This is a genomic window from Xenorhabdus sp. SGI246 (assembly GCF_040838225.1).
In the GTDB taxonomy this organism is placed as follows: Bacteria; Pseudomonadota; Gammaproteobacteria; order Enterobacterales; family Enterobacteriaceae; genus Xenorhabdus; species Xenorhabdus indica.
The window spans coordinates 1-6,246 of record NZ_JBFPEZ010000088.1 but is presented as its reverse complement, the minus strand read 5'-3'; the positions used below and the strand labels follow the sequence as shown (position 1 = coordinate 6,246).

The window sequence follows — 6,246 nt, the reverse complement described above, 5'->3', positions numbered from 1 at the left end:
CATGAGCCGTTATGCCCGGTTGCCTTTTGACGAATGGGATCTGCCGATACGGGATTTAGCGGGTTACCGGGAGAAAAAAGGTATTCATGATGATGCGCCGATCATTTTCTATACGCTGCCTGCCACGTTCAAACAGGAGATTGCGAAAGGGTTTAACGTGGATATGTTCGCAGATACGTTAGTGAAAAACGGCATTCTCAGGAAGCCTGCCAGTGGAAGGAGCTTTCAGGGAAAGACACCACGCCTTAAGCACTTGGGAGGTATCCAGCAACGGGCTTATATCATGGTGTTAGTACCTGAATCAGACGACGAATAATTTCTCATGTGAGGGTTAAACCTGTTGTCTCGGTTGTCTCAGTTGTCTCATTTTTATTAACTATATGAATTATAATTATATTTACTTTAAATTGAGACAACATGAGACAACAAACAGGGTTTTTGAGACAGCATCAAATGGGAAGACAAAAGGACAGTACAGCAGAGGCATTATGAAAAAAATACTTAACTTACACTGTCAGAAAGAAAGTGGTTTCATGGGTATGTTGCTGGCATTTCACGCCCTGACCGAAGAACGGTTCCATGATCATGCGCTAACCGACAGAATTATCCTCAATCTGGTGGGGGAATGTACAAATGCGTGATAAGCAGATAATACTCAGCCAGTGGGGCGCCTGGGCCAGTGAAGGTAACAGCGCGGTTGATTGGTCCCCCGTTGCAGCCGGATTCAAGGGGCTCACTCCTAGCACCCGCAAGACCCGCGTACAATGTTGTGATGATGACGGGTTCGCTATTGACGCCGCTGTTCTGCGGTTAAAGAAGTATAACCCGTATTCCTACCAGTTGATCGTATTACACTACATTAAGGCCTCACCATTAAGGGTAATGGGGACTAAATTAGGCATTTCCCACAACGAAGTGGCAAAACGGTTACAGGCTGCCGAGGGGTTTATTGAAGGAGTGCTGGCCGTTACTGAAGTGGTTCTGGAACTGGACAAATGCGTACAAAAAGAAATCGTTAATAGAGTTGCGTAATTACAAAAGTCGGTATATTGTGATAAGAGTGATAGCAATGTCACACAGCTTAGTAATTTCAAACCTCGCTTCGGCGGGGTTTTTTGTTTTTAAAATAAAGAAAACCTTATTATGATAATTCTCATTTCTTTGATAGTTATTAACAGACTTTTATAATTTTATTTGATTTAAGTTATCAATATTGTCCTTATTTTAATATGGCGCATTCAGATATTATGTGGGTAATATCTGGGCGATGTTTGAAATAATTAATCCATATAAATAAGGGGATTGCTATGATAAATAAAAAAGCAAGCGTTCTTGCTGGCTTAATTTTGTCTTTGTTCGCGGGTGCTGGAGTGGCTGCGGAGACAAAAGAGGCTGACAATATTAGTATAGTTCATCAAAGTAATTTTCATTGCACAAAGTTTGTGACTTCCGGTAATTATATCGGAAAACTGGCTTACACTGTTTCTTTGGACAGTTTGGTTCACGATGTTTATTGGTTTGTGAGTCTAGAGTCCGGTGATGAAGGATGCATTTTTGCTGATCAATCAAACGCGAGACATAGTAAAATTGTTCATGATGCTTTTGTTCAAGGTAAAATTGTGAAAATTAAACTTGAAGAAAGGGGCATAAAAGCGATAGTTTATTAATTTTAATACATAGAGTTTAATGAATTTACCTAGATTTTTTATTATTAAACCAGCATATCATTTTGCTGGTTTTTACTTTTCTCTATTTCAGTGATTATTTATGAGTGCTCATTGAAATGTGGAGAATGCTAGGGGAAAGGCGTTCTGTCAAATCGTTGTCGCTGCAAGGGTCGCGGCTTGGTACTTGATGAGGAACAGACCGCATTACAGGGTATACCCGTTCATAAAATCTGCCCGCGCTGCTCTGGGCGGGGTTACAGCAAAGTACCCTCGTCAGTGGCTTATACAGCAATCAAGGCTTACTTGCCTGAACTGAATGAAAGAACGTGGCGGCGGAACTGGAAGCCCTTTTATCAAAAGCTGATGGAGAAGTGTTACACAGAAGAGAAACGGGCAGCAGAGGTATTTAAAGCGGTGACAAAATAAACCGTTGCATTTTGTCCGGCCTTGGCCTAATATCTTCAATCTTCAAATAGTGGGAACTTGTAACTATACTCACTACGAATTTTCAGACCTCGCTTCGGCGGTTTTTTTTGCTTTTGAGATAAAATGAACTTTATTATGATAACTATCATTCTTTTGATGATTATTAATAGATTCTAAAACTTTCTTTTTATCTGATTTAAGTTATCAATGTTGTCCTTATTTTAATATGGCGCATTCAGATATTGTGTAGGTAATATCTAATCGATGTCTGAAAGATTAATCCATATAAATAAGGTGAATATTATGATAAATAAAAAAGTGAGTTTTCTTGCGGGATTGTTTTTATCTCTGTTTGCTGGATCAAGTATGGCCGCAGAGGATAAGGTTACCAATGCCGCCAATACGGCTGAGACTGTGTTTAATTGTGTGAAATGGATGCCCGATGGAGAGTATTTAGGGAAATTTGAAAATATAATTCGTATGAGTAAGGCTCCAAATAATCACTATTGGTTTGTTAACCAAAAAAGAAATCTTGAAGGCTGCATTCGCGTGGAAAGAGCAAGCCAAGTACTTAATCCGGTTGTTTATGATGCTTTCCTTCAAGGGGAAACCATAACAATTAGAGTTGTTAATAAATTTGTAACAGATATAAGATATTGATTTTATACCTTGCCTGATATCGGCAATATGAACAACCAAAGGTCACTTAGGTGGCCTTTTTGTTTTCTGGTCGCACCAAGAGAGGGAGGCGAAACGGTGAAATACATGGGGAGTAAATCCCGTATCGCGAAACATATCGCCCCCTTCATTCTGGAGCACTTAACAACAGATACGGTTTATGTTGAGCCATTCGCTGGTGGTATGAACATGGTGAGTTACATCAACACCAAACATGCTGGACCTGTTATTGCCGCGGATAATCAGGAGTACCTGATGGCAATGTGGCGAGCCTTGTTATCTGGCTGGCACCCACCGGGACAAATATCACGAGAACAGTACTACGCGATAAAGCATAACAAAACCGGCGTTCCTCACTTAACTGGATGGGTCGGGTTTAATTGTAGCTATTCGGGTAAGTGGTTCGATGGGTACGCGGGAGTCACACAGACAAAATTAGGTATTCGGGATTATCAAACGGAGGCTATCAGCAATATTCAGCGACAGATAAGTGATCTGGATGGCGTGCAATTATTATGCAGTGATTACAAGGCACTGAACATACCGGATGGCGCAGTCGTCTACTGCGACCCGCCTTATGCCAACACGCGGCAATACCGCGATGCCTTTAACACGGTTGAGTTCTGGAATTGGATTCGTGAGTTATCGAACCGCTGTACGGTCTTTGTTAACGAATATTCCGCCCCGGATGATTTTGATTGCCTTTGGTCAATGGCATTAATCAGTAGCCTGAGTGCGAATCATCAATCGGGCACAACGACAAGATCAGTTGAGTCGTTGTTTATGATAAAAACATGAGTAAACCCGCTTAACTTTTAAGCCTTTCCTATTAACAACAACTCACAGGGATAACCCTCGTTCACCCCACGGACGCCCATTATCTCAATGGGGTGGATTATGAAGATGAAAGAAAATCCTGATTTATGGGCCGACCTCTTGGACGGCCTTAAAAATTCGTGGCCGCAGATATCCGGCTCTGTTTTAGCTATCGTTATTTGTTACGGACGTCTGGTGTATGACGGCGTAGACCGTAAAAACAAATGGATAGAAGGCATTCTGTGCGGGGCGTTGTCATGGGGGATTTCGAGCGGCTTAGAGCTGTTCGGCATACCCAGTAATGCCGCCCCTTTTGTTGGTGGGCTGGTGGGCTTTATTGGCGTTGAGAAGATACGTGAGTTTGCTATCCGCACTATCAATAAACGGTTGGGAGATAAACAGTGACCAGAGGCATTCGCAATAACAACCCCGGCAATATTGATCATAACCCGAAGAATCACTGGCAAGGCCAATTGCAGCATGACCCGAAGATTGAATCCCGGTTCTGTCGATTTGAATCACCGGAATATGGTATTCGGGCACTGATGAAGTTGCTGTGTAATTACCATAAAGGCGGGCACAACAGCGTCTCTAAAATCATCAACCGCTATGCGCCAGACTCGGAAAACAACACCACTGCATATATTAACAGTGTTGCTAAGGCACTCAATGTAGGCCAGTTCGAAAAGATTGAAGTGAATAAACCGACGCTGATTGGACTATCAAAAGCCATTATCCGGCACGAGAACGGCAGGCAGCCGTATTCTGAGGCAACGTTTGAAAAAGCGTTTGAGTTGCTATGAAACTCAATAACCAGTACTTCACTCTCAGTGCTTTAGTGATTGTCTCTGGCCTGCTCTGGTTCTATTACAGTGAGTACCATAACAAGGCTGAAGAATACTCTAACTTAAAGTTAGAGTATGACGAACAGGTCATTGCGATAGATAAGCAGCAAGAGCGCATCAAGCAACTCCACGAACTCGACACCCAACACACACAGGAACTTGCCCATGCCAAGACTGAAATTGACACTCTTCGGGCTGATGTTGCCGCTGGTCGTCGCAAGCTGCGCATCAAAGCCACCTGTCCCGTGTCTGAAACCCCCGCCTCCAGCAGCGTGGACTCTACAACCGCCGTCGAACTCTCTGGAGAAACTGGATCAACTGTTCTCGATATCCGAGAAGACATCATCAACGACTGGGCAAAATTAAGGTATTTGCAGGAGTATGTTAGGGCTGAGTGTAGGAAAGAAACATGATTGAAAGCCAAATACCCACAGCAACCATTGAATACCGTGTACAAGCTAATCAATCATCATTCTCACAGTCTTTGTTCAGGCTGTACTGTCTGGCATTGCAATTAGAGAAAGTGATGGGCGAAATACAAGAAAGAGCGCAAATTATGCGGGCGAATAACACACCACCACCTCAGAGCAAATGATGCTGGGGTGGTAAATATATCAGCTTAGATATTTTTAATCTTAATTTATTGTTTACGTAGAATTAATACGGTGTAACTTGATTTCCTACTAATCGCAAGGGTGTAGCTGATGCAATATTGCGCTGAGGTAATTGAGTAAGATACTCAAAGCCGATGCGGTCATTTATATACGGCAATATACACTTGAGATAGTATTCCAAATCTATATCAAATGAATGGTGCTTTAATATATACGAGAGTGGATTCTCTGCTCTAAAACCTAACATCCTTATTCTTCTGGCAATGCCCGATGAAAGACAGGATTCCGTAGGTGCTCTAAGATCGATAATATTTCTATATCCACTAATTCTTAATGACATAATTCCATTAACTTGTCTATATTCAGACACATATCTCGGATTATTAAAACGTGCAGCTAAATATCGCGGATGAAAGCATTGCATATATCGAAAATCTACGTTTGCTAAATAGCAAAAATATTTGATCATTGCTATAGATGCCACAGATCTTGGCATAGCTAACTCCTATTAAGAACATAGACTCAAACTTACAACAATACCTAACTTTATTCTCACCCAATAACAAGCGAATAATGCTTAACAATTAATTACCCTCTGAAACTAAACCCAATATTTCTTTACCCATTCCCTGAGTGGCTACAGGAATAACGCATGCTGCCACCCGTTCCCATCGCGTACCCAACGCACACGGGCTGGTGGCATTTTTATTTTCACTGCACACCGCAGCGCCAATCTAAACATCGAGCCTTTATTTAGGAATGAGCCTTTGAGGAATTGAAGTGGTCAATAAAAATTGGTCACTGACTTAGAGGCTTCCCAAAATAATCTTTCTGATTCATTGGGGGTGAATCCGTTGTTATACCAGTGAGGGCGAAGCTGACTGTAATAACCTGTCATATACTGAGTGATTGAATATCTGGCTGCCATAAAATTTGCCTATCCCTCTAAAGGCATCCATTCTGTCTTCAAGCTCCTAAAGAAGCGCTCCATCGGACTGTTGACGCTCCTATGTCAAGCATCATTATGAAAGCGATTTTAAATCAGCCAAAATTAAGGGATACAGCTCTCGTACAATATAGCGTTTTAAGCTACGTCATATTTCTTTCGTTGACAACCCTTCATTTGTTCGGCGTTGAGTATAGATCTGGGTTCTGGGATCACTGCGCATACGAACCAGCGCAATTGTCCAGAGTGCATTA

Annotated in this window: 11 protein-coding genes and 2 pseudogenes; 11 read left to right on the top strand and 2 right to left on the bottom strand. The window is 42.0% G+C overall.

Annotated elements, in window-relative coordinates:
- The 11 genes and pseudogenes from ABLA85_RS16900 to ABLA85_RS16850 all read left to right on the top strand — a co-directional run.
- Positions 1-316, top strand: a pseudogene (locus ABLA85_RS16900) (DNA primase); the annotation flags it as partial.
- 172 nt (positions 317-488) lie between these two features.
- The gene (locus ABLA85_RS16895; protein ID WP_367965517.1) at positions 489-641 is read left to right on the top strand and encodes a hypothetical protein; all 153 of its coding nucleotides are present in this window, start codon (positions 489-491) and stop codon (positions 639-641) included.
- On the top strand, positions 634-1,032 hold the full coding sequence (locus ABLA85_RS16890; protein ID WP_367965516.1) for an antiterminator Q family protein: 399 nt from the start codon (positions 634-636) through the stop codon (positions 1,030-1,032). Before ABLA85_RS16895 ends, ABLA85_RS16890 begins: the two co-directional genes overlap by 8 nt.
- A gap of 275 nt (positions 1,033-1,307) precedes the next feature.
- Positions 1,308-1,667, top strand: coding sequence for a hypothetical protein (locus tag ABLA85_RS16885; RefSeq protein ID WP_367965515.1), 360 nt, complete (start codon positions 1,308-1,310; stop codon positions 1,665-1,667).
- Positions 1,668-1,811: 144 nt separating this feature from the next.
- The gene (locus ABLA85_RS16880; protein WP_367965518.1) at positions 1,812-2,093 is read left to right on the top strand and encodes an antitermination protein; all 282 of its coding nucleotides are present in this window, start codon (positions 1,812-1,814) and stop codon (positions 2,091-2,093) included.
- Positions 2,094-2,396: 303 nt separating this feature from the next.
- The gene (locus tag ABLA85_RS16875; RefSeq protein ID WP_367965514.1) at positions 2,397-2,753 is read left to right on the top strand and encodes a hypothetical protein; all 357 of its coding nucleotides are present in this window, start codon (positions 2,397-2,399) and stop codon (positions 2,751-2,753) included.
- Positions 2,754-2,858: 105 nt separating this feature from the next.
- The gene (locus ABLA85_RS16870; protein ID WP_367965513.1) at positions 2,859-3,569 is read left to right on the top strand and encodes a DNA adenine methylase; all 711 of its coding nucleotides are present in this window, start codon (positions 2,859-2,861) and stop codon (positions 3,567-3,569) included.
- A gap of 99 nt (positions 3,570-3,668) precedes the next feature.
- Positions 3,669-3,992, top strand: coding sequence for a phage holin, lambda family (locus tag ABLA85_RS16865; protein ID WP_367961445.1), 324 nt, complete (start codon positions 3,669-3,671; stop codon positions 3,990-3,992).
- Positions 3,989-4,390: a structural protein gene (locus tag ABLA85_RS16860; protein WP_367965512.1), complete on the top strand. Its 402-nt coding sequence runs from the start codon at positions 3,989-3,991 to the stop codon at positions 4,388-4,390. The genes ABLA85_RS16865 and ABLA85_RS16860 overlap by 4 nt, the downstream gene beginning before the upstream one ends.
- On the top strand, positions 4,387-4,845 hold the full coding sequence (locus tag ABLA85_RS16855; protein WP_367965511.1) for a lysis protein: 459 nt from the start codon (positions 4,387-4,389) through the stop codon (positions 4,843-4,845). Before ABLA85_RS16860 ends, ABLA85_RS16855 begins: the two co-directional genes overlap by 4 nt.
- Positions 4,842-5,027 carry a hypothetical protein gene (locus ABLA85_RS16850; protein WP_367963254.1) on the top strand — a complete coding sequence of 62 codons (186 nt, stop codon included), beginning with the start codon at positions 4,842-4,844 and terminating at the stop codon, positions 5,025-5,027. Before ABLA85_RS16855 ends, ABLA85_RS16850 begins: the two co-directional genes overlap by 4 nt.
- 62 nt (positions 5,028-5,089) lie before the next feature.
- Here ABLA85_RS16850 and ABLA85_RS16845 read toward each other — a convergent pair whose 3' ends face one another.
- The gene (locus ABLA85_RS16845; protein WP_367965510.1) at positions 5,090-5,542 is read right to left on the bottom strand and encodes a hypothetical protein; all 453 of its coding nucleotides are present in this window, start codon (positions 5,540-5,542) and stop codon (positions 5,090-5,092) included.
- Between the two features lie 288 nt (positions 5,543-5,830).
- Positions 5,831-6,046 (bottom strand): annotated as a pseudogene (locus ABLA85_RS16840) (IS3 family transposase); the annotation flags it as partial.
- Between the last annotated feature and the right edge of the window lie 200 nt (positions 6,047-6,246).

Bases quoted from the DNA above. Each gene is read 5' to 3' on its own strand.
- ABLA85_RS16895 (WP_367965517.1), top strand. From the start codon at position 489: ATGAAAAAAATACTTAACTTACACTGTCAGAAAGAAAGTGGTTTCATG.
- ABLA85_RS16890 (WP_367965516.1), top strand. From the start codon at position 634: ATGCGTGATAAGCAGATAATACTCAGCCAGTGGGGCGCCTGGGCCAGT.
- ABLA85_RS16885 (WP_367965515.1), top strand. From the start codon at position 1,308: ATGATAAATAAAAAAGCAAGCGTTCTTGCTGGCTTAATTTTGTCTTTG.
- ABLA85_RS16875 (WP_367965514.1), top strand. From the start codon at position 2,397: ATGATAAATAAAAAAGTGAGTTTTCTTGCGGGATTGTTTTTATCTCTG.
- ABLA85_RS16870 (WP_367965513.1), top strand. From the start codon at position 2,859: ATGGGGAGTAAATCCCGTATCGCGAAACATATCGCCCCCTTCATTCTG.
- ABLA85_RS16865 (WP_367961445.1), top strand. From the start codon at position 3,669: ATGAAGATGAAAGAAAATCCTGATTTATGGGCCGACCTCTTGGACGGC.
- ABLA85_RS16855 (WP_367965511.1), top strand. From the start codon at position 4,387: ATGAAACTCAATAACCAGTACTTCACTCTCAGTGCTTTAGTGATTGTC.
- ABLA85_RS16850 (WP_367963254.1), top strand. From the start codon at position 4,842: ATGATTGAAAGCCAAATACCCACAGCAACCATTGAATACCGTGTACAA.
- ABLA85_RS16845 (WP_367965510.1), bottom strand. From the start codon at position 5,542: ATGCCAAGATCTGTGGCATCTATAGCAATGATCAAATATTTTTGCTAT.